Genomic DNA, 21,035 nt, shown 5'->3' with positions numbered 1-21,035 from the left:
ATTCTTTTGACTAATCTTTTGTTTTTCCCGTTTTTTTCGGTATAAACTGAATCGGTATCAACTGAAAATACGACAAACCAGGGAGAAAAAAATAGAATGGCACTCATTGAAATTGACGCAGCCTTGCGTGAAGATGTTCGATTATTGGGTAACTTCCTTGGTGATACCTTAAAACAACAGGTCGGACAGGAACTTTTCGATCAGGTTGAACAGATTCGTAAATATGCCAAAGGCGCACGTGATGGTGATGCACAAGCAGAACAGCACCTTGCCGATATTTTACAAAAACTTCAGGATCAGGATACTTTACCGCTGACCCGTGCATTTACCCATTTTCTCAATTTTGCCAATATTGCCGAGCAATATCATGGGGTAAGAATGCGGCGCCATAATCAGTTCCATCCGCAAAAGAAACTGAACCCAAGCAATTCACTCCAGCATTTATTCCAGCTATTTCAGGATAAGCAGGTTGATGGTCAAACTCTCTATGATGCCGTGCGTGAACTGCATATTGAGTTGGTATTAACTGCGCATCCCACCGAAGTCAGCCGCCGTACCTTAATTCAAAAATATGATGATATCAGCCGTTGTCTGGCCGATCTGGATCAACGCAAACTCACACCAGTTGAACATGCCAGCCTGATCGCACAATTAAAACAGGAAATCACCGCTGCATGGCAAACCGATGAAATCCGGCAAAAACGCCCCACACCGATTGATGAAGCCAAATGGGGTTTTACCACCATTGAGCAAACCTTGTGGCAGGCTGTGCCACGGTTTTTACGGGAACTTGATGATCTAGTACAACAACAGTGTGGACAGCGTTTGCCACTGGATTGTGCACCGATACGCTTTGCATCATGGATGGGTGGAGACCGTGATGGTAATCCCAACGTTACCCATGACATTACCCAAGAAGTATTATTACTCTCTCGCTGGAAAGCCGCCGATTTATTTTTAAAAGACATTGCCAGCTTGCGTTGGGAATTATCCATGCAACAATGCACCCCCGAACTTGCCGAGGCGGTGCATCATCATGCCGAACCCTATCGCGAACGGTTGCGTGACTTAAGAGATCGTTTACAACTGACCTTACGCTGGCTGGATGGCAAGATTCGCGGACAAAGTAACCTTGATGCGACAGGTGTGATTCATTCGACGCAGGAATTACTAGAACCCTTACTAGACTGTTATCACTCACTTTCTTCCTGTAAATTACAGGACATTGCCGATGGTCACCTGCTCGATGTAATTCGTCGTGTCACTTGTTTTGGCATCGAATTGGTAAAACTGGATATTCGTCAAGAATCGACCCGTCATCGTCAAGCGATCAGTGCCATTACTGCCTATCTGGGACTGGGTGAATTTTCAACCTGGAGTGAACAAAGTAAACAAACCTGGCTGATTCAGGAACTTGCCAATAAACGTCCGTTATTGCCCTATCACCCAACACTTAATGCACAGGATGCCCTATCCAATCCTGATGTGCAGGAAGTACTGGCAACCATGCGCATGATTGCAGCGCAACCCAGTGACTCGCTCGGTGCCTATATCATTTCCATGGCCGAATTTCCAAGTGATGTACTGGCTGTGATGTTATTGCAAAAAGAAGCGGGCGTTGCCAATCCTTTACGTGTAGTCCCCCTGTTTGAAACCCTCGATGATTTGGATCATGCTGCCGAAACCATTGATCAGTTGCTGAATATGCCGTGGTATAAACAACATATCAATGGCAAACATGAAGTGATGATCGGCTACTCGGATTCTGCCAAGGATGCCGGCTTTATGTCTGCCAACTGGGCACAATATCGGGCACAGGAACAACTCACTGAAGTCGCACAAAAACATCAGATCAAATTAACCCTGTTCCATGGTCGTGGTGGCTCAATCAGTCGTGGCGGTGCGCCGACCCATCAGGCTTTGTATGCGCAGCCGCCCGGTTCGATTCAGGGCTCGATTCGTGTCACCGAACAAGGGGAAATGATTCGTTTTAAATTTGGTCTGGAAGATATTGCGATTCAAAATCTGGAAATTTATTGTGCGGCAACCTTACAGGCTACCCTGTTACCACCACCAAAACCACAGCAAACTTGGCGTGAGTTGATGGACAAGATGACAGCGGAATCGGTGCAGATTTATCGCCAGACAGTACGTGAGCATCCGGAATTTGTGCGTTATTTGCGTACCGTTACACCGGAACTGGAATTACAGATGTTGCCCCTCGGTTCACGTCCGGCCAAACGTAAAGTCAGTGGCGGCATCGAATCTTTACGTGCCATTCCATGGGTCTTTGCCTGGACCCAGATTCGCCTGATGTTGCCAGCATGGTTAGGTACCGGTGCCGCCTTGCAAAGTGCGCTTAATCATCAGCAAAAAGATACATTGATGCAGATGCTAGAGGAATGGCCTTATTTCCAAACCCTGATTGATATGTTGGAAATGGTGTTATCCAAAGCCGACCGTGGTATTGCACAATACTATGAAAGCCATTTAACCCAGGACCCTGCCCTGATTGAACTGGGAGAAAACCTGCGACAACGACTCAATAACGCCATCGAAACCCTGTTGCAGCTAAAAACTCAATCGGAATTACTGAGTGAAAATGAAGTGCTGGATCAATCCATGCGGGTACGTAAAACCTATCTACTGCCCTTACATCTGTTACAGGCAGAGCTGATGCGTCGTCGCCGTCAATACATCGAACAGGGCCAAACACAAACACCGGTAGACCATGCCCTGATGGTAACTATTGCCGGGATTGCCGCTGGTTTGCGTAATACCGGTTAAACATACATTCATCAATACCTGCTGTCGGATTAAACGCCATTTCTTGATGAAGTGGCGTTTTTCTTGCTTGGTTGTCTGACAAACACTGCCATTGCGATGCAACAATCGCTATCATAGCCACCATCAACCGAAAGAGAAAATTTTATGTCTGCATGGTTCCCAAAATGGCGACCGTATCAGGGCAATATCGACGTACGCCCCGTTGCCACCAATGAATATTTACCCGCAGGACAAAGTATTGTGCTTGGGATTCAACATGCTTTTGCCATGTTTGGTGCCACTGTGCTTGCCCCTTTACTGATGGGATTTGATCCAAATCTGGCGATTTTACTCTCAGGGATCTGTACCATTTTATTCTTTTTGATGACGGGTGGACGTGTGCCCAGTTATCTGGGTTCAAGTTTTGCCTTTATCGGGGTGGTGGCTGCGGCAACGGGTCATGTCACAGGTTCAGGTGCCAATCCGAATTTATCACTTGCCCTTGGCGGGATTGTCGCCTGTGGGGTACTGTATGCGATTATTGGCATCATTGTGATGGTCGTGGGAACACGCTGGATCGAGAAATTAATGCCACCAGTGGTCACCGGTGCAGTGGTGATGATCATCGGCTTAAACCTTGCACCTGTGACGGTAAAAAGTGTTGCCGGCAATCCGTTTGATATGTGGATGGCACTACTCACCGTGTTGTGTATGGGCAGTATTGCCGTCTTTACCAAAGGTCTGATACAACGCCTGCTATTACTGGTCGGGTTAATCCTATCTTATGTGCTGTATATCATCGTGGCCAATGGTCTGGGATTGGGTAAACCCATCGATTTTTCCGTGATTGCACAGGCCAATTGGTTTGGTTTGCCCACCTTTCATGCACCGACATTTGATTATAAAGCCATGCTGATCATCGCTCCTGTGGCATTGATTCTGGTGGCGGAAAATCTCGGTCATATTAAGGCGGTAGGTGCCATGACTGGTGAAAACCTGACCCCACAAATGGGGAAAGCCTTTTTTGCTGATGGTGTGGCAACCTCTCTATCCGGTGCAGTGGGTGGTCCGGGTATGACCACGTATGGTGAAAATATCGGAGTGATGGCAATTACCCGAGTCTACTCTACCATTATTTTTATTGTCGCTGGTGTATTTGCTATTTTTCTGGGCTTATCGCCTAAATTCGGTGCCATTATCAGTACCATTCCGAGTGCCATTTTAACCGGCGCCTCAATTATCGTATTTGGTTTAATTACCATTGCCGGTGCAAAAATCTGGATTGAAAATCGGGTTGATTTTTCCAAAAATAAAAATCTGGTGGTAGCAGCGGTGACCATTATTCTCGGTGCCGGTAATTTCGAATTACTCATCGGAAGTTTTAATCTGGGCGGTATCGGTACAGCGACTTTTGCGGCGATCTTACTGAACTGGTTGTTTAGTCTAAAAGATCCAAGCGAATCCTAAGCTCACGCCACACCAACGTCGTCTTGCACTGAGTTCAAAGCGACATGTGAAATAATGCCTTGAACCTGTTCAAGACGATTTCTTATTCAGGAAACCTTATGTCTCCATTACAGCTTTATGTGGTTTTACTGGGCGGAAAACATCCACAGGCAAATATTGAAGTGCATGACATTGTGCCTGTCATTACCGATCAACTCTGCAATGCATATACAACGCTCAAATCCAGATGGTTTGGACAACAAAAAGGCCTGCATATTGATGCATGGATGCAGATCCATGGTGTGATGTATCAAGGATTGCCTTATCAGGTGGTGAATCAGGATACCCCGCCAACACATCTGGCGCTAAAACTTTATCTGATCAATCTGGGTGGCTACATTGCCACACAATTTGGTGAAGCCCATGACTATTTTGTTGTGGCAGGCAAAAATGCCGCTGATGCAAAACAACAAGGTAAATTACAATTCAATCAACGCTGGCAAAAGCCACATACCGATGCTGTAGTCGATATTGATGATTGCCTTGAACTACGCCTGATTGATCAGCACTATATCCATTTACAACAGGCAAACTACTCGGCCAATCATTTTAAAAATGACTATCTTATTATCTCCTAAAGAGATTACATGCTATTTTAAATCGTTAATACATATAGGTGCCAAATTATAATGAATATTGAAAATATTCTAGGTTTTTCATTTGTAGCACTCATGATGGTTTTAACGCCAGGTCCTAATATGATCTATTTAATCTCCAGATCTATATGTCAGGGTAAAAAAGCCGGTTTTATTTCGTTAATTGGTGTTGGGCTTGGGTTCTTATTCTATATGTTGCTTGCAGCACTCGGTATTACTGCAATATTATTTAATACACCTCATGTTTATGACTTGATTAGAATTCTCGGTGCTATGTATTTACTTTGGTTAGCCTGGGGCGCTGTGAAACCTAGTGGTAACTCTCCATTTGAAGTCAAAAATTTACCTCATGATTCAAATTTAAAACTTTTTAGTATGGGGTTTCTAACAAATTTATTAAATCCTAAAATAGCCATAATGTACTTATCATTATTGCCACAATTTATTGATACAACAGGAAGTATTTTTTATCAATCCATTATTTTAGGCAGTCTTCAAATTCTGATCAGTGTAATGATTAATGCGCTTATTGTTTTCTTTGCTGGCACCATTTCTATATTTTTAGCGAAAAATCAATTTTTCTCTAAAATTCAACGATATTTGATGGGAACCGTCTTATTCTTATTAGCAGTTAAAATTATTCTCAACATATAAAGTCAATAAATAGCCATAAAAAAATAATGGCTAAAATCCGTAACATATCATTCTCTATCGAGCAAAGGTATTAGACCATCATTCAAAATTGATGGCCTTTACCCTAGCACTAAACCTGCTCTTTTTCGTTGACTTCAGGCTGAACCGTATTGGCGACAATATAGCGTGAACCACCATTATGCTTGGCCAAATACATGGCGGCATCGGCCAGCGCCAGTAATTCTTCCGGTGTTTCCACCCAATATTCCAGTCCGGTAGTCGCAATGCCGATGCTCATGGAAATATCATAATGCTGCTTTTTATCCCATACCAAAATCCGTTTTGCCACCTCAGTTGCTTGCTGACTATCCAGCCCCGGCAATAAAATCACAAACTCATCGCCGCCCATGCGAGCAACAGTATCATAATTGCGGCATAGCCCTGTCAATTCCTGCCCAAAATTACATAGCGCATCATCACCGACCAGATGACCTTGTGAATCATTCAGTTGTTTAAAACCATCAAGATCAATATACAAGACACTTAAATGTAAGGATTGGCGTTTGGAACGAACAATTTCACAAAACAGTTCTTCAATAAAATGCCGACGATTCCAAAGTCCGGTCAATGCATCCTTACGTGCCAGTTCCTCTAGTTTCTGGGTACGATCAGCCACAATGGTTTCCAGTTGTGCTTCATTTTTTTCCGCGCGGTCTCGAGCGACTTCAACTTCCAGCAACATACTGCGGAAATAGGCATCAAATACCAGTTGGGAATCCAGCATTAATAATTTGTCCAAAGATGCTTTAATTTTTTCGCATTGTGCAGCATCAGCAACATTCTGCTCCAATATGGCAAAAATATTTTGTTTTAACGACAGTAAAGCGGAAAGATAATATTTGGGTGATACGCCAATGCGCTTATGAATCAGTCCTATCCGTAAGCGGCTATTGGTATATTCCAGCTCATAACTACCGGAAAAAAGTTCGCGCACATAGCCCTGCATGGTATTTTTTAATCGCCCAAGCGTATCAGCATCGCCAATAATCAAGGCAACTTCATCAATTTCTATTTGTTTGTCATAAAATCTTTCGATAATGGTCGCAATGTCATCTACAATCCATATCAATGACTTTTCCAGTAACTTTTCATCATCAAAATCAAAACCCAGCAATACTTTACGTTGCCGAATTTCTACTTCATTAATATGTAATTGCTCGCCTAATGTCTTATACACAGAGTTGATTTTCATGCTGGCTGATAACGTCGCTATTGATTGAGGAGAGAGGAATTTAAAAATTGTAGTGTCTTCTTCGGGTAAATTACAACCTGAATCATTCATGATTTCTGACATCATTGTAACAGCGATACAGAATATATTTTCATTGTAGTGTTCTTGGCATAACCAATGCTGTATTTAACGCGCTTCTATCTATGTTTTTGGTGGTCATTTTTATATATAGAACAAGAACACAGCACTCAGCAGCATGAGCATTTCAATCAGTTCAACACTGGCGCCGATGGTATCCCCTGTCATGCCACCGATACGCTGGCACATTTTATGTCGCAAATAGCATAAGGCCAGTAGAAATATCAGGATCAGCAAACAGGCGAGGGTTTGTCCAGTCCAGATAAAAAGCAGTAAAGAAACAATAAAAACCGGCAAACACAATTTTTTAGGCAAATACTGCATCATCTGTGTGCCCAAACCGTGCTGACGAACATAAAGCGTGGTCAAAAACAAAAATAGCGGACTTAATCGCCCCAGCATGGGTATAAAAATCAATAGCCAATACTGTTGTTGCTGTAACAATACATACAGACTCGACCATTTCAGCATACAGAGCACAACAATACTGATCACCCCAATTGGACCGCAGGCAGGGTCTTTCATGATCGCCAGTGTTCGCTCCCGATCACCAAAGCCACCTACCCAAGCATCAGCACTATCTGCCAAGCCATCAAGATGCAAACCACCCGTTAACCAGATCCATGCGACCAGTATCAGATTACTCAATAATACCAAGGGCAAGGGCGAAAGATAAAACGCCATCGCATACAGAATCCCCCCGATCATGGTGCCAATCACAGGATAAAATAATATCGACCGCGCATTTTGCTGTGCCGATGGCATGGTCTGTAATCGCACTGGAATCGTGGTTAAAAATTGCAGTGCGATTAGAAATGGCGTAATGAGCATAGAATTTAATGACATGTCAGAACGAACTGTTGTGCTTGAAAATCTAGCCGGAAATGGTGCAATGTAGCCAATGATGCAGGAAGCGTTAAAATATCATCTAAACTGCGTTGTTGTGCAAGACAATAACACAACTTAATCACCCCGCCATGGGTAATCACACAGACCTTTTTATATTTATACTGCTGGGCAAGGCGATAAATGTCTTGTAATGCCGTCTGTATTCGCAAGGCAAAATCCTGAATTTTTTCTGCATTCGGTGGGCTAAACTGTGTTGGGGTTTGCCAAAATCGGGCTAAATCATCGGGAAAATGCTGATATAAATCCGCAGTAGATAGCCCCTCCCAATCACCAAAATTCATCTCTTTTAAATTATCTAGCAGTAACACAGGCAAATCATGTTGCTGTGCTTGCGTTTGTGCAAATCGGGCGCAGCGTTGTAATGGAGATGAAATCAAACTTTGCCATTCTATATTCAAAAAAGCCTGATCAAAAGTCTGCTGCATCTGCTGCCAGCCAGCATCAGTCAGTGCATCATCAAGCTGCCCACGTAATATCGAGGTCTGCCCTTGCGTTAGTTCGGTTTCGCCATGACGCAGCAAATCCAGTTCAATCATGATTTATTGGCAACCGCAGCTTCAGCAAACGTTGCCATATGTTGATGTAATGCACATGCCAGTTGAATAATCCCAATCGCAGCACCGGCACCACTGCCCTCACCCAAACGCAAATTCAGTTGTAACAAAGGCTTGGCCTGTAATTCCTGTAAAATACGCTGATGCCCATATTCGGCGGATTGATGACTAAACAACATCCAGTCATGTGCTTGTGGCAGAATCCGCACAGCACATAATGCCGCCACCGAAGAAATAAAACCATCAATTAACATGGGTAAGCCAAGCTGTGCACAGCGAATATATGCGCCCACCATCGCTGCAATTTCAAAGCCACCGACACAGCATAACGCATGCACGGGTTGATGCTGTACTTGCGTCTGATATAGAGCTATGGCCTCTTGAATCACCTGTTTTTTACGCTGCAAAGTCGCATCATCAATGCCTGTGCCGACACCTGTCAATTTTTCTGCATCTTCCTGTAACAATAAACAGGCCAATGCCGAGGCAGAACAGGTATTACCAATCCCCATTTCTCCTGCAATATAAAGATCTGACTGTTGGGCATGTGCCTGTTCTACGCTGTCCTTACCCAAATCCATCGCCAATTGAGACTGTTCCAATGACATAGCCGGCTGTTTGAGAAAGTTTGCTGTGCCCTGTGCAATGCCACGCTGTTCTACACCATTGACCTGATAGGCTGCACCCGCAGTACCACAATCGATCACCTGTAAATATGCCTGATACTGCCGGGCAATCACGCTGATACATGCGCCACCTGTGGCAAAATTATGCAGCATTTGTCGTGTAACCACTTGTGGATAGGCAGAAATATTTTCCTGCATAATGCCATGATCCCCGGCAAAAATCGTGATCCATGGCCGATCAATCAGCGGACACACCTTGCCTTGCATCGCAGCCAGATCAATCGCCATCTGCTCCAGCTGGCCCAAAGCCCCGGTTGGTTTGGTCAACTGTAACTGGCGTTGCTGTGCCTGATCTTTACTAGTCAGATCAAGCGTTTGTGCAGGGTTTAAATACCAAGCAGACGTCATTGTCTATCCTTTTAATGTCATGGGCAAACCTGCCACACAAAATGTCACCCGATCTGCCAGTTGTGCTAGTTTCTGATGTAATCGACCGGATTCATCAACAAATTTTCGGCTCAGTTCGCCCATCGGCACCACACCCAGACCAGTTTCATTACTTACCAGAATCAGCTGTGCCTCAAGTTTCGCCACCACATCCAGAAAACCATCGATTTGCTGCTGAAATAATGCCTCATTCTGTGTCAATACATTACTCAACCATAATGTCAAACAATCGACCAAAATCAGCCTTTGCGGCTGATCATGCTGTAACAAAACATCAGCCAGATCAATCGGTTCTTCAACCAGTTGCCATGTTGCAGGACGCGTCTGTTGATGGTGCCGAATACGTTGCAGCATTTCAGCATCAAGGGCCTGTGCAGTCGCCACATAGAGTACAGGTAAAGCACTGTCTTTAGCACGTTGCTCGGCAAGTTTACTTTTACCCGAACGTGCCCCGCCTAAAATCAATTCCATGCCCATCTTATTTCACCAAATCAAGCTGATACAGCGTGGATAACCGACCTTGCAATACCTGTGCATCATAAACACCAAAACGTAATTGCTCAACACGTATAGTCTGCTGTTGCCAATCACATTGTTGCAGACGAGCTAAAACATCTTGCCCTGAAAACGCCTGCCGATAAAATCCCAGTGTAATATGCGGACAATACGCTGGCGCCGCAATTTCTTGCTGTGTGCTCGCCAGCAATTTTCTAATCCGTGTAAGGCTATCACTTTTATCTTGGATTGTTAAAAACACACTACTGGAAAAACTGTTTATTGCGCCAATATCCAGTTCAAACGGCTGTAGATTTAATTGCTGTAATTGTTCGATCTGACTAAGCATCTGATTCAGGCTAAAATCGTCATCATCGTGTTTGAAAGGTGTTAAAAACCCATTGATAAACAAACTAATATGGAACTGGCGCTGACTATCTGGCAATAAAAAATCCAGCAATTGCATCCGCATATCCTGACAATAGCCAATCAACTCCGGCGCTTCAATTTCGATATACCACAAGGCAAAATGCTGCCGCCCCCGATGCCATTCCGGATAATCTCTATTTTCTAGTGCCACTACGGGACGATTTACCTGAATAAACACATGCGTCCTCTTAATGTTTTAACTAATCATGTTTTAACTAAAAAATACCAAGCAAAAATTCATGATGACATGTCTATATAGACGATTTTTTACCAAAATGACTCTGAAAATCGCAGAAATTGATGCTATGGTAAATCATAAATGATATTTAAAACTTTAGGGAAATCTATGCGTTATTCTACATTGTTGCTCGCACTGAGCATCTGCATTTCGCAGGCACATGCGGAACTAATTATTAATGGGCAACCCGCCAGTACCAGCACCGCTGTGACCACACCCAATACCAACAATCCGAGTAGCTATTCGCCAAGCAATAATTTTAACCAATGTATTGCCAATCTGCGCTCAAATGCGATTGCAGCCGGCGTATCAGCCAGTACCTATGATCGTTATACACAAAATCTAACGCCTGATTATTCAGTTATCGAGAAACTAAACTATCAACCGGAATTTAAAACCGATCTATGGGACTATTTATCCGGTTTGGTCGATGATGAACGGGTTCAGGAAGGACAGCAAAAAATTGTCCAATATCGTGATGTGCTGAACCGAGCATCGGCGCAATACGGTATTCCAGTAGAAACCATTGTGGCAGTGTGGGGTGTAGAAAGTAATTTTGGCAATATTTCCGGTAAATATCCATTATTGCAGGCTTTGGGCACTTTAAGTTGTGAAGGGCGTCGTCAGTCCTATTTCCGTGGTGAATTTTTTGCCACCATGCGGATCTTGCAACGCGGTGATCTTACTGAAAACCAACTCAAAGGCTCATGGGCAGGCGCCTTTGGTCATACCCAGTTTATGCCATCAACCTATGAGCGCCTTGCAGTTGATTTTGACGGCGATGGACGGCGTGATTTAGTGTCCAGTGTACCCGATGCACTGGCTTCTACCGCCAACTTCCTGAAACGGGGAGGGTGGCAAACCGGTATGCCATGGGGCTTTGAGGTACAAGCACCGAGCAGCGTTATTGCATCTGGTCGTACCAATAAAATTGCTTTGGGGACATGGGCGAGTCGTGGCGTGACCCGTATGGATGGATCGGCTGTCATTCAAGGTAATTTAAGCAGCAACACACCGGCTGCCTTACTTGCACCCGCAGGTGCCAACGGACCAAAATTCCTCGTATTCAAAAACTTTGATGCTATCTATGGTTATAACGCTGCCGAAAGCTATGCCTTGGCAATCGCCTTATTATCCGATCGCTTACAAGGTAAGCCGGGGATTATTGCCAGTTGGCCAACCAATGATCCAGGAACGTCCCGTGCAGAACGCCGTGAATTACAAACATTATTACTACAACGTGGTCATGACATCGGTGATGTTGATGGTTTAATTGGCGATAAAAGCCGTCAGGCCATTCGGGTTGAACAACAACGCCTTGGATTTGCTCAGACAGGACGGGCAGGGCAACAAATTTTACGGGCATTACGCGCCGAACAACTGATGAAATAATTTTTTTTAACCAGAAGGCTTGTTCATTGTTGGGCAAGTCTTTGTAATCATGTTAATTGGGGTTTTATTTTTCCAAAAACGCAATTCCATAGCAGAAAAGCTGCTAGATCTTTTTGATAAGCATTACAAATTTACTTATTTCACATTACCAAGATCTGGAACTATATTAAACGTACAGGAGATTGACAGGTGAGACATAGACATGACATTCAAAAGTATTCGATATAACCGTGGTGATCTGGCATGTATTCCCAGATATTTATCTGGCGCGTATAATAAGAATTCAATGTAAACATATATTTATCGTGAATTAGTTTTTGATCTTCTCTGATTCACGATAATTTTTTTAAATATAAAAATGCTATGCAAAAAATAAACCTTAAGCTTAGATAAGAACACAATAACAGCTTAAAAAATAAATCTAAAAACAACCACTAATAAGAACAACAATGCCCTGACTTTTCAGGGCATTTCAATTTGATAAATAATTAGTGTCTGTTAATATTTCGTCTATGATCTATTTATCAAATGTCAACAGACCCTAAATATTAAACTGAAAATGAAGAACCACAACCACAGGTTGTTGTCGCATTTGGATTTTGTACCACAAAGCGGGAACCTTCCAGTCCTTCGAGATAATCGACAGTTGAACCCACTAAGTATTGATAACTTAATGAATCTACAACCATTTTAACATCGCCATTTTCAAATTCCGCATCATCTTCATTGACACTTTCGGCAAAGTTAAACCCATAGGAAAACCCTGAACAGCCGCCACCAGTAACATAGACACGCAGCATGAGATCAGGATTCCCTTCACTCTCTCTTAATTGACGTACTTTTCTTGCAGCACTGTCTGTCATACTCAAGGCTTGGGCAGTCATCACGTTTCCACCAATAAATAAAAACTATAGTGTTATAGTCTAACATATATGGTCTAAGATGTAATTTACAAGTTTAAATTTACTTTTTTGAGTATTGCTCATCAAGCAAAGTACATTCAAAATTCTGACGGTTTTCTGCACAGCGTGCCCGCCATAATAATTCCATCATTTTTTTATGATAAATACCGTCTTTGGTTAAATGAATCCGTGCTTCCCGCATCATTTTTTGATAACCGAGCTTATCGCCTTCGGGTACATTCATCCAGTATTTGGCAGGGATATCCTGCTTCATTTTATCCAGAATCCCAAAGGCACGAGGCAATTGACCTCTAACCCATGTTCTGGATTTTTGACCAAAGCCCACAGGAAATTTGGCACTATGAATAATTAAGTTACCGGATACTTGCAAAATCGGATAATTTACAATTGCCCCCTTACTCCCCAGCCCCTTATATAATTCCAGCGGGCGAAATACCGCAGCAGGCGCACCAATAATATCTACCTGTCCGTTATTAAATTTTGAGCCAAAATTGGTCACATCGGCAGATACTGCTTGCGCGCCAATCTGTTGAACCAGTTTTTTTTGCGCTGTGTCGTAATCTAAAATGGCTATTTTCTTTCCTGCCGCTTTCGCCACGGTATTAATATTACGATCATTAACAAAGAGATAAGCATCGCCAACCGGGACAATACCTACAATTTCATATGCGCCATTTTTCATGTCTGCGGCAAAACGTGGATCTGCCAATGTTTGCATCACTTTCACAGCCAGCTTTAAATCAGGCAAGGCACCAATGGCATCAATCGAACCAACAAACGAATTAAATTGTCGCCCCCGCATACCTGTGATACTGGCACCATCACATTTACCTGCCTTGAAATCTTCTGTTAAAACCCGTTCATCGGTATAGGCTTTCAGTTCGAGATCTGCGCCCCATTGTTTGGCGGCAAGCTGATAATCTTTCATTAAGGCATAGACATCACCCTGTGTTCCAACCAAATCAAATACACAAAATGTCTGCTTTGCCTGTACTGTGCTGCTCAGTACGGTCAGTGCAAACACTGCACTGATCAATGTATTCATTTTTTTCATTGTACTGCCTCATTATGATTATTGAAGGGCACTTATCCTTTGTGCTCAATCTCTATGTGTCGTGACAGTATAAAAAGAGGGAGATCAATATAAATTGGTCATAATGACGATGTTTATCAAAATATGACCAATCTATACCATCATTTTTAAAAATTTATTTTAATTTTTTCGCAAGCTCTACCAATTGTGCAGCAATCGATACTAAAAGTTTTTGTTCAAATTCATTACCCACAAAATTTTGTGCTTTGGTGCGGGCAAAAATATCACGAATTTCTAGGGCAAGATTATTATCAATTAACCCCAGTTGCACTGTCACCGCACGTAAATGTTCAATCGAACGTGCGCCATTGCTCGATCCATAACTTGCAAAAGCAACAGCTTTGTTTTTCCATTCTGTACCCAGATAATCCAATGCATTTTTAAGGGCAGGTGAGTAACCGTGATTATATTCCGGACTAATCAGAATATAGGCATCTGCCTCCAAAATTTTTTCTGACCATTTCTGCTGTGAAGGATCGGAATAATTTCGGTTTAAGGCCAATGGCGATGCTCCGCTATATATCGGCAAATTCCATTGTTTTAAATCTACCAGTTCGATCTCTGCCTGATTAAAATCGGCCAAAGCCTGTAGCATCCATTCTGCCACCTGAATGGCAACCCGACCTTCACGCACACTACCCACAATAATTTGTATTTTCATCATTGATTTACTCATTAATCGATGTGTAATTTATGTTAATTAAAAAATAGCGTGGAAGTAGCAGATTTTAGTAATTTTTAGTGAAAAAACCCATGTATAAATCAATATACATGGGCATATTCAATCCATTTTACTTGATTATCTTAACTGAATACCTTGCTGACCTTTAGGGGTTACCTTAAAGATTTCCACCGCAAAAGTAATATTTTTGCCTGCCAATGGATGATTAAAATCAATCTCGGTAATGTCATCACCTACCAATCTAACCACACCGAATAAGCTGGATTTGGACTTATCTTCAAACTCAATCATCTGTCCAAGCTGAGGTCGTTGCTCAAATTTTACCGTATCAAACTTTTGTACATTTTCCGGATTCCACGGCCCAAATGCATCTTCGGGTGGTAAATGTACAGTACGACGATCACCTGCGCGCAAACCCATCAAAGCCTTTTCAAAACCGGGCAATAAATTACCATCACCAATCACTAGACTGACCGGCTCATCGCGACTACGGGTATTATCAATTTCGGCGCCATCTTCAATCGCAACAGAAAAATGCAACTCAACTTTTGCGCCTTCTTCAATGCGGGTTTCATCATTGGGATTAATGATATCTAATGTGTTTGTTTCAGTCATGCTTTGGCTCGGCTTTGATTTGGTGACGTTTTTTCTCAAGGAAAAATGTATCGATAAGCAGTAAAATCGTCCCCAGTGTAATGGCACAATCTGCCAGATTAAATACCGGAAAATTCCAGCTCTGGTAATGTACATGCAGGAAGTCAATCACCACACCATGCACAGGTTCACCACGATAATTGATCAGTTGAGTGGTTAAACGATCAATCAAATTGCCCACCGCACCGCCCAGAATCAACGCAATTGCCGCAGGTAATACTTTTAAACTTTTTGGCATACGCATGAGCCAAAATACAAAAATCACCGACACCACACCTGCCAATGCAGTAAAGAAATAGCGTTGCCAACCACCAGCATCGGATAAAAAGCTAAACGCCGCGCCCGGATTATAGGCCAGCGTCCAACTAAATACTGGCAGCACATTAATGCTGTTACCTTCAAATACCAGTTTTGCCAATGCAATCTGTTTGGTAATTTGATCCAGCACAATGGTCAGGATCGCCAGTCCCAACCAGATCAAATTATGTGGATAGAAGCGTAACCAGCCGGAATTTTGCTTAGGCATATTTTCTCACTTCACCTGTACCAGATGGTAAGTTGATGATACAGCGAGAGCATAAACCGGGATGATCAGCATGTGTGTTGACATCTGGTAAGACATGCCAGCAGCGCGCACATTTCTCACCAATCGATGCAGATACTTTGACATTTAGGCCCGCCAGATCTGTGGCTTCACCTTGTGCAGCATCAAATGCATAGACCTGAACCTGTGAGGTGATCAAGACAAAACGTAATTCATCTTCCAGACGATCCAGCAGTTGTTTCAAGGCATCATCTGCCCAGATTTCAACTTTTGCCGACAGATTACTTCCCACCAGTTTGGCATTACGTGCCACTTCGATTTGCTTATTCACTGCCGATTTCACCGCAATCAGGGTTTGCCAGTCTGTTTCACTAAAGGCATTCGCTGTGGTTGCAGTCGGAATATCATACCACTCTGTGGTAAAGACATATTGCTCACTTTGTTCCGGAATCAATGCCCATGCTTCTTGTGCGGTAAAGCTTAAGATCGGACTCATCCAGCGGACAAAAGCTTGTACCAGATGATACAGTGCCGTTTGTGCCGAACGACGAGCCTGTGAATCTGCCTTGGTGGTGTATTGACGATCCTTGATAATATCCAGATAGAAACCGCCCAGATCATTAATACAGAACTGGGTGAGGGCATTCACCACCACATGGAAACTCATGTCACTATAGGCTTGAGTAATGGTTTTTTGTACTTCGGCAGTACGCTGCAAAATATATTGATCCAGTGCAATCAATTCATTTATAGGCAAGCAATCACGGCTCGGTTGAAAGCCATTCAAGTTTGCCAGCAGGAAGCGCAGGGTATTACGAATACGGCGATAGCTGTCCGATACACGGCTAAAGATTTCTTTAGATGCGGCAATTTCATAGCGATAATCGCTAGATGCGACATATAAACGCAAACCATCCGCACCCAGTTGTTTGATGATGTCATCCAGCGGAATATAGTTGCCTAGAGATTTGGATAACTTACGGCCATTTTCATCGACAGTAAAACCATGCGTCAATAAAGCTTTATATGGCGCAGCATCATTAATGGCAACACTTGCCAATAATGAGGTCTGGAACCAGCCACGATGCTGATCTGAACCTTCCAGATAAAGATCAGCAGGGCGTTGCAATTCCGGACGCTGATCCAGCACTGCATAATGTGTTGTCCCAGAGTCAAACCAGACATCTAGCGTATCACGCACACAATTATATTGTGCCGCTTCATCGGCTGGCAGGAAATCCTTAGGCTCACGATTAAACCAGGCATCAATGCCTTCCTGTTCAATCAGGTTGGCAACCTCTTCAATCAACTCCTGCGTACGCGGATGCAATTCATTGCTATCTTTATGCACAAAGAAAGTGATCGGCACGCCCCAGGTACGTTGACGGGAAATACACCAGTCCGGCCGACCTTCGACCATAGACTGCATACGGTTTTTACCCCAGTCCGGGATAAATTCGATGTTGTTTTCAATTTCTTTAAGGGCAGTTTCACGTAAGCCTTTTTGTTCCATGCTGATAAACCATTGTGGTGTCGCACGGAAGATAATCGGAGTTTTATGACGCCAGCAATGCGGATAGCTATGGCTAATCTTTTTATGTGCCCATAAACGACCTGTATCGCCCAGTGTTGCAATGATTTTTGGATTGGCTTTATAAATATGCTCACCGGCAAATACTGGAGAAGTTGGCAAATAAACACCATTTCCACCCACCGGATTATCGACTTTCAAACCATATTGCAAGCCAACTTTATAATCGTCCACACCATGCCCAGGTGCGGTATGCACTGCACCTGTACCACTGGTGGCAATCACATGCTCACCCAAAATAACAGGTACTTGACGTTCGGCAATTAACGGGTGTTGCAGGCTTAATTTTTCCAGTTTATCACCGGTGAAATCTGCCAGAACTTGTGGATTTTCCAACTGATAACGTTCACAAGCCGACGCTACCAGATCTTTGGCTAAAATCAGGTTTTGTGGGCCATGATCGGTATTGACCTGCACCAGTTGATAGTCCAGTTCGGCATTCAATGCAACTGCCTGATTGGCAGGTAATGTCCATGGTGTGGTCGTCCAGATCACAATGTCGGTTGGCTGTGTAACTTCGACACCCACACGTGCTGATAAATCCTTTAAATCCACCACTGCAAAACCGACATCAATCGCGTCCGATTGTTTATCTTCATATTCCACTTCGGCTTCAGCCAGCGCAGAACCACAATCCAGACACCAGTTCACAGGTTTTAATCCCGGCTGAATATGTCCATTTTTCTGGATTAAACCCAGTGCACGAACAATATCGGCTTCCTGTTTAAAGTTCATGGTGAGATAAGGATTGTCCCAGTCACCAAACACGCCAAGACGTTTAAAATCTTTTTTCTGTAATGCAATCTGGGTTAATGCGTATTCACGACACGCTTTACGAAAGGTTGAAGCATCAACTTTTACCCCGACTTTGCCGACTTTTTCTTCGACTTTTAATTCAATCGGTAAACCATGACAATCCCAGCCCGGAACATAGGGTGCATCAAAACCGTCCAGTGTACGACTTTTGACAATAATGTCTTTGAGCACTTTATTGACTGCATGTCCCAAGTGAATTGAACCATTGGCATAGGGAGGGCCATCGTGCAGAATGTATTTTTTCTTGCCAATTCGCGATGCACGAATCTGCTGATAAATGTTGTCGGCATACCAGTCGTCTAACCATTTTGCTTCACGTACAGCCAAATTTGCCTTCATGGCAAAGTCTGTATGGGGAAGGTTAAGCGTGGCTTTGTAATCCACTGCATTTTCAGAAGTTTGCTTATCGCTCATGCACGTTGTCTTCCAGTTAAATCAGCCTGTGCTGACGGTTGCTTTATCACTCAATGTAATCCCCGAATTCGGGGCGTTTCAAACATATCTTTCAACATATGCTTGCCCAATCCATTTTTGAATCGGGCATCAATCTGGTTACAGACTCAAATTTCCAAAAGGAAATTCTGCGGTATCCTGCCGATACTGGCGTAACTGTACCACATCCTCAGCAATACCTTGTTTTAAGGCCTCCAGAGAAGCGTAGTTTTTCTCGCCATGTAAATAATGCAAAAAAGTCACCCGCATTAATAGGCCATACAGATTAGCAGAAACATCAGGAAAATGTACTTCTAATCGCCATTCCGGATCTTCCTGTTTGATGGCAGGTCGTGTACCGACATTGGCAGCACCAAACAAACTATAGGGTGTATACGCTGCAATACCGGTTTGCTGCGGATTCTCTTCAGCCACTTTTCGGGATAATGGTAATTCCATACAACGCACATCTACCGCATAAATGCCCCGTAAACAGGGTTTATGTCGGTGCAATGCCACATTAATGGTCGGAAAATCCAGTGTGCGGCCAATTTTATTACCGTGTAGCACACGTCCGGTAATACTATAAGGTCTACCCAGTAATTTTGCAGCCAGTGCCAGATCACCTTGTTGTAGCACTTCACGAATACGGGTTGAACTGACCCGTTGCTCATGCACATGTATGGTGTCTAAATTAAAAACATCAAAGCCTTGTTGTCGTAAAAAAGCACTGTCTCCACTGCGATTTTTGCCAAAATGGAAATCATCACCCAACACCAGACTTTTGGCATTGAGCTGTTTTTTTAATAATTCGGCAAAATCCATCGCACTCATGCTGCGAAAGGCATCATCAAATTTGGCAATTGCCACATAATCCACACCCATCTCGGTCAGAATTTCTACTTTCTCACGCATAGAAGTAATACGGGGTGGGGCATCATAACCCTTAAAAAACTCTAAAGGCTGTGGTTCAAAAATCATCACTAGACTTTTTAAATTTTCTGCCTGAGCAACATTTTTTAATTGTGCAATCATCGCCTGATGGCCAACATGGATACCATCAAAATTACCTATCGTCACCGCTGTCGGCGGGATCTGATGGTGTGGAGCGTGTGCATGCAGACGTAGCAGCTTCATAGCCTAAAATAAAATCGTAAATCTAAAGTGGGATATTGTGCCATAAAATCACAAATTGTTCTTGTTGTTGTGTTTTTAAACAGCAATTAAAATTTGCTTCCTGCAACGATTTTATTTCTAATAGATTTTATTTTACCCTGTTTTTTCATATGAATCATTCTCTCGCCATTATCATGGCCATTCCCGACGAATCCCATGGTCTGTTTGAACAAGCTGGTATTGAGGTGCATTACAGCGGTATTGGCAAAGTCAATGCTGCCTTTAAAACCTTTGAAGTGATTCAAAAAACAGGCTGTGATACTGTATTAAATCTGGGTTCCGCAGGAAGCAGCGTATTCGATGCCCATACTCTGGTAGAAGTCAGCCAATTTGTACAACGTGATATGGATGTCTCACCCTTGGGCTTTGCCGTCGGCGTGACACCATTAGATAAAGAAATTCCTGCCGAAATTCAACTTGAGCCTTATTTTAAGCATTTACCGCAAGGTATTTGTGGCACGGGTGATAGTTTTGAAACAGGTCAACCCAAGATTGCCTGTGATCTGGTCGATATGGAAGGCTATGCCATGGCAAAGGTCTGTAAAAAATTGGGGGTACGCTTGATTTCGGTAAAATATATTACCGATGGTGCCAATGACACAGCGCATCTGGAGTGGCAGGATAATTTATTATTGGGCGCACAAAAATTATTGGCGCTTTATCAAAGCATGTCTCATCAATAAAAAAGAGGCTGTATCATTACATAATGACACAGCCTCCTGGTTAATCAATTTCAGTGATTTTACCGGTTTCATCATAATGAACCACAGTAATTTTTTGCTGACGACAGTGCTGTAAATGTTGCGTATCTAACGCAAAATGCTGAGCATAATCCTGTGTATTTTTAGCAGCAACACGTTTAAAGGGTTTAAACGGTACAAAGTTATTCCAGAGCAGCAATAACAGGGCACAGACCACCAGCATGATCACACCTTTTTCCAGTGCGGTCAAAAACAACATCAACAGATGGTGCACGATATGATGATTCTGTACCCCAATAATCCCCAGTAAAATCATCATGGGACGCCATAATAATAACCAGCTTGCCCATAAAAGTGCCGTGGTGGTATTCGACATATAACGCCGATGCCAGGGCAACTGGTGCCTGATATCGATGATTAAAGAATGATTTTTCATTTTATGATCTCTTTTTTTGGGTAGATG

The 21,035-nt window shown here is 43.1% G+C and carries 20 protein-coding genes; 6 read left to right on the top strand and 14 right to left on the bottom strand.

All coding sequences use genetic code 11. The features are described 5' to 3' along the window. Positions 1-96 precede the first annotated feature (96 nt). The 4 genes from ppc (at position 97) to CRO21_RS15915 (ending at position 5,522) form a co-directional block, all read left to right on the top strand. Positions 97-2,787, top strand: coding sequence for a phosphoenolpyruvate carboxylase (gene ppc, locus CRO21_RS15930; protein WP_097080298.1), 2,691 nt, complete (start codon positions 97-99; stop codon positions 2,785-2,787). Positions 2,788-2,931: 144 nt separating this feature from the next. Next, positions 2,932-4,233: a solute carrier family 23 protein gene (locus CRO21_RS15925; protein WP_097080297.1), complete on the top strand. Its 1,302-nt coding sequence runs from the start codon at positions 2,932-2,934 to the stop codon at positions 4,231-4,233. 98 nt (positions 4,234-4,331) lie between these two features. After that, positions 4,332-4,850 (top strand): DUF1543 domain-containing protein, encoded by a 519-nt coding sequence (locus CRO21_RS15920; protein WP_097080296.1) that lies wholly within the window; start codon positions 4,332-4,334, stop codon positions 4,848-4,850. Between the two features lie 48 nt (positions 4,851-4,898). Beyond that, positions 4,899-5,522 carry a LysE family translocator gene (locus CRO21_RS15915; protein ID WP_097080295.1) on the top strand — a complete coding sequence of 208 codons (624 nt, stop codon included), beginning with the start codon at positions 4,899-4,901 and terminating at the stop codon, positions 5,520-5,522. A 109-nt stretch (positions 5,523-5,631) separates the two neighbouring features. Here the strand turns inward: CRO21_RS15915 and CRO21_RS15910 are convergent, their stop codons facing one another. The 6 genes from CRO21_RS15910 to CRO21_RS15885 all read right to left on the bottom strand — a co-directional run bounded on the left by CRO21_RS15910 (position 5,632) and on the right by CRO21_RS15885 (position 10,508). Then, the gene (locus CRO21_RS15910; RefSeq protein ID WP_171294073.1) at positions 5,632-6,843 is read right to left on the bottom strand and encodes a GGDEF domain-containing protein; all 1,212 of its coding nucleotides are present in this window, start codon (positions 6,841-6,843) and stop codon (positions 5,632-5,634) included. Positions 6,844-6,954: 111 nt separating this feature from the next. Continuing rightward, complete coding sequence (locus CRO21_RS15905; RefSeq protein ID WP_097080330.1) at positions 6,955-7,695, bottom strand: adenosylcobinamide-GDP ribazoletransferase; 741 nt, start codon at positions 7,693-7,695, stop codon at positions 6,955-6,957. A gap of 11 nt (positions 7,696-7,706) precedes the next feature. Then, positions 7,707-8,315: a histidine phosphatase family protein gene (locus CRO21_RS15900; protein WP_228150474.1), complete on the bottom strand. Its 609-nt coding sequence runs from the start codon at positions 8,313-8,315 to the stop codon at positions 7,707-7,709. Further along, the gene (gene cobT / locus CRO21_RS15895) at positions 8,312-9,367 is read right to left on the bottom strand and encodes a nicotinate-nucleotide--dimethylbenzimidazole phosphoribosyltransferase (RefSeq protein ID WP_097080293.1); all 1,056 of its coding nucleotides are present in this window, start codon (positions 9,365-9,367) and stop codon (positions 8,312-8,314) included. The genes CRO21_RS15900 and cobT overlap by 4 nt, the downstream gene beginning before the upstream one ends. Positions 9,368-9,370: 3 nt before the next feature. Continuing rightward, complete coding sequence (gene cobU, locus CRO21_RS15890) at positions 9,371-9,883, bottom strand: bifunctional adenosylcobinamide kinase/adenosylcobinamide-phosphate guanylyltransferase (RefSeq protein ID WP_228150473.1); 513 nt, start codon at positions 9,881-9,883, stop codon at positions 9,371-9,373. A gap of 1 nt (position 9,884) precedes the next feature. Beyond that, positions 9,885-10,508 (bottom strand): 2'-5' RNA ligase family protein, encoded by a 624-nt coding sequence (locus CRO21_RS15885; protein ID WP_228150472.1) that lies wholly within the window; start codon positions 10,506-10,508, stop codon positions 9,885-9,887. A 168-nt stretch (positions 10,509-10,676) separates the two neighbouring features. Here CRO21_RS15885 and CRO21_RS15880 point away from each other — a divergent pair, with 168 nt between their 5' ends. Further along, positions 10,677-11,960 (top strand): lytic murein transglycosylase, encoded by a 1,284-nt coding sequence (locus CRO21_RS15880; protein WP_097080292.1) that lies wholly within the window; start codon positions 10,677-10,679, stop codon positions 11,958-11,960. Between the two features lie 548 nt (positions 11,961-12,508). Here CRO21_RS15880 and erpA read toward each other — a convergent pair. From erpA to ribF, 7 genes are all read right to left on the bottom strand, one after another. Next, the gene (gene erpA, locus CRO21_RS15875; RefSeq protein WP_097080291.1) at positions 12,509-12,844 is read right to left on the bottom strand and encodes an iron-sulfur cluster insertion protein ErpA; all 336 of its coding nucleotides are present in this window, start codon (positions 12,842-12,844) and stop codon (positions 12,509-12,511) included. 79 nt (positions 12,845-12,923) lie between these two features. Further along, positions 12,924-13,928, bottom strand: a complete 1,005-nt coding sequence (locus CRO21_RS15870) for a putative solute-binding protein (protein ID WP_378235043.1) — start codon at positions 13,926-13,928, stop codon at positions 12,924-12,926. Between the two features lie 163 nt (positions 13,929-14,091). Then, positions 14,092-14,637 carry an NADPH-dependent FMN reductase gene (locus CRO21_RS15865; RefSeq protein WP_097080326.1) on the bottom strand — a complete coding sequence of 182 codons (546 nt, stop codon included), beginning with the start codon at positions 14,635-14,637 and terminating at the stop codon, positions 14,092-14,094. A 138-nt stretch (positions 14,638-14,775) separates the two neighbouring features. Next, entirely contained in the window at positions 14,776-15,273 is a 498-nt protein-coding gene (locus CRO21_RS15860) for an FKBP-type peptidyl-prolyl cis-trans isomerase (RefSeq protein ID WP_097080289.1), read from the bottom strand. Then, entirely contained in the window at positions 15,266-15,838 is a 573-nt protein-coding gene (lspA, locus tag CRO21_RS15855) for a signal peptidase II (RefSeq protein ID WP_097080288.1), read from the bottom strand. Before lspA ends, CRO21_RS15860 begins: the two co-directional genes overlap by 8 nt. Next, positions 15,831-18,677, bottom strand: coding sequence for an isoleucine--tRNA ligase (gene ileS, locus CRO21_RS15850; protein ID WP_097080287.1), 2,847 nt, complete (start codon positions 18,675-18,677; stop codon positions 15,831-15,833). The genes lspA and ileS overlap by 8 nt, the downstream gene beginning before the upstream one ends. A 138-nt stretch (positions 18,678-18,815) precedes the next feature. Beyond that, a complete protein-coding gene (gene ribF, locus CRO21_RS15845) occupies positions 18,816-19,832 on the bottom strand; it encodes a bifunctional riboflavin kinase/FAD synthetase (protein ID WP_097080286.1) in 1,017 nt (338 codons plus the stop codon). A gap of 149 nt (positions 19,833-19,981) precedes the next feature. Here ribF and CRO21_RS15840 point away from each other — a divergent pair, with 149 nt between their 5' ends. Then, positions 19,982-20,554, top strand: coding sequence for a phosphorylase family protein (locus CRO21_RS15840; protein WP_097080285.1), 573 nt, complete (start codon positions 19,982-19,984; stop codon positions 20,552-20,554). Between the two features lie 40 nt (positions 20,555-20,594). On the opposite strand, the gene pgaD is transcribed toward CRO21_RS15840, so the two are convergent. Further along, positions 20,595-21,008: a poly-beta-1,6-N-acetyl-D-glucosamine biosynthesis protein PgaD gene (gene pgaD / locus CRO21_RS15835; RefSeq protein WP_097080284.1), complete on the bottom strand. Its 414-nt coding sequence runs from the start codon at positions 21,006-21,008 to the stop codon at positions 20,595-20,597. Positions 21,009-21,035: the final 27 nt, after the last annotated feature.

The sequence above is a fragment of the Acinetobacter puyangensis genome, from assembly GCF_900096995.1.
Classification (GTDB): Bacteria; Pseudomonadota; Gammaproteobacteria; order Pseudomonadales; family Moraxellaceae; genus Acinetobacter; species Acinetobacter puyangensis.
This window is presented reverse-complemented; position numbering and strand designations above follow the sequence as displayed.

Excerpts from the sequence above, each read along its gene's own strand:
- ppc (WP_097080298.1), top strand. The coding sequence starts at position 97 with ATGGCACTCATTGAAATTGACGCAGCCTTGCGTGAAGATGTTCGATTA.
- CRO21_RS15925 (WP_097080297.1), top strand. The coding sequence starts at position 2,932 with ATGTCTGCATGGTTCCCAAAATGGCGACCGTATCAGGGCAATATCGAC.
- CRO21_RS15920 (WP_097080296.1), top strand. The coding sequence starts at position 4,332 with ATGTCTCCATTACAGCTTTATGTGGTTTTACTGGGCGGAAAACATCCA.
- CRO21_RS15910 (WP_171294073.1), bottom strand. The coding sequence starts at position 6,843 with ATGAATGATTCAGGTTGTAATTTACCCGAAGAAGACACTACAATTTTT.
- CRO21_RS15900 (WP_228150474.1), bottom strand. The coding sequence starts at position 8,315 with ATGATTGAACTGGATTTGCTGCGTCATGGCGAAACCGAACTAACGCAA.
- cobT (WP_097080293.1), bottom strand. The coding sequence starts at position 9,367 with ATGACGTCTGCTTGGTATTTAAACCCTGCACAAACGCTTGATCTGACT.
- cobU (WP_228150473.1), bottom strand. The coding sequence starts at position 9,883 with ATGGGCATGGAATTGATTTTAGGCGGGGCACGTTCGGGTAAAAGTAAA.
- CRO21_RS15880 (WP_097080292.1), top strand. The coding sequence starts at position 10,677 with ATGCGTTATTCTACATTGTTGCTCGCACTGAGCATCTGCATTTCGCAG.
- erpA (WP_097080291.1), bottom strand. The coding sequence starts at position 12,844 with ATGACTGCCCAAGCCTTGAGTATGACAGACAGTGCTGCAAGAAAAGTA.
- CRO21_RS15870 (WP_378235043.1), bottom strand. The coding sequence starts at position 13,928 with ATGAATACATTGATCAGTGCAGTGTTTGCACTGACCGTACTGAGCAGC.
- CRO21_RS15865 (WP_097080326.1), bottom strand. The coding sequence starts at position 14,637 with ATGAAAATACAAATTATTGTGGGTAGTGTGCGTGAAGGTCGGGTTGCC.
- CRO21_RS15860 (WP_097080289.1), bottom strand. The coding sequence starts at position 15,273 with ATGACTGAAACAAACACATTAGATATCATTAATCCCAATGATGAAACC.
- lspA (WP_097080288.1), bottom strand. The coding sequence starts at position 15,838 with ATGCCTAAGCAAAATTCCGGCTGGTTACGCTTCTATCCACATAATTTG.
- ileS (WP_097080287.1), bottom strand. The coding sequence starts at position 18,677 with ATGAGCGATAAGCAAACTTCTGAAAATGCAGTGGATTACAAAGCCACG.
- ribF (WP_097080286.1), bottom strand. The coding sequence starts at position 19,832 with ATGAAGCTGCTACGTCTGCATGCACACGCTCCACACCATCAGATCCCG.
- CRO21_RS15840 (WP_097080285.1), top strand. The coding sequence starts at position 19,982 with ATGAATCATTCTCTCGCCATTATCATGGCCATTCCCGACGAATCCCAT.
- pgaD (WP_097080284.1), bottom strand. The coding sequence starts at position 21,008 with ATGAAAAATCATTCTTTAATCATCGATATCAGGCACCAGTTGCCCTGG.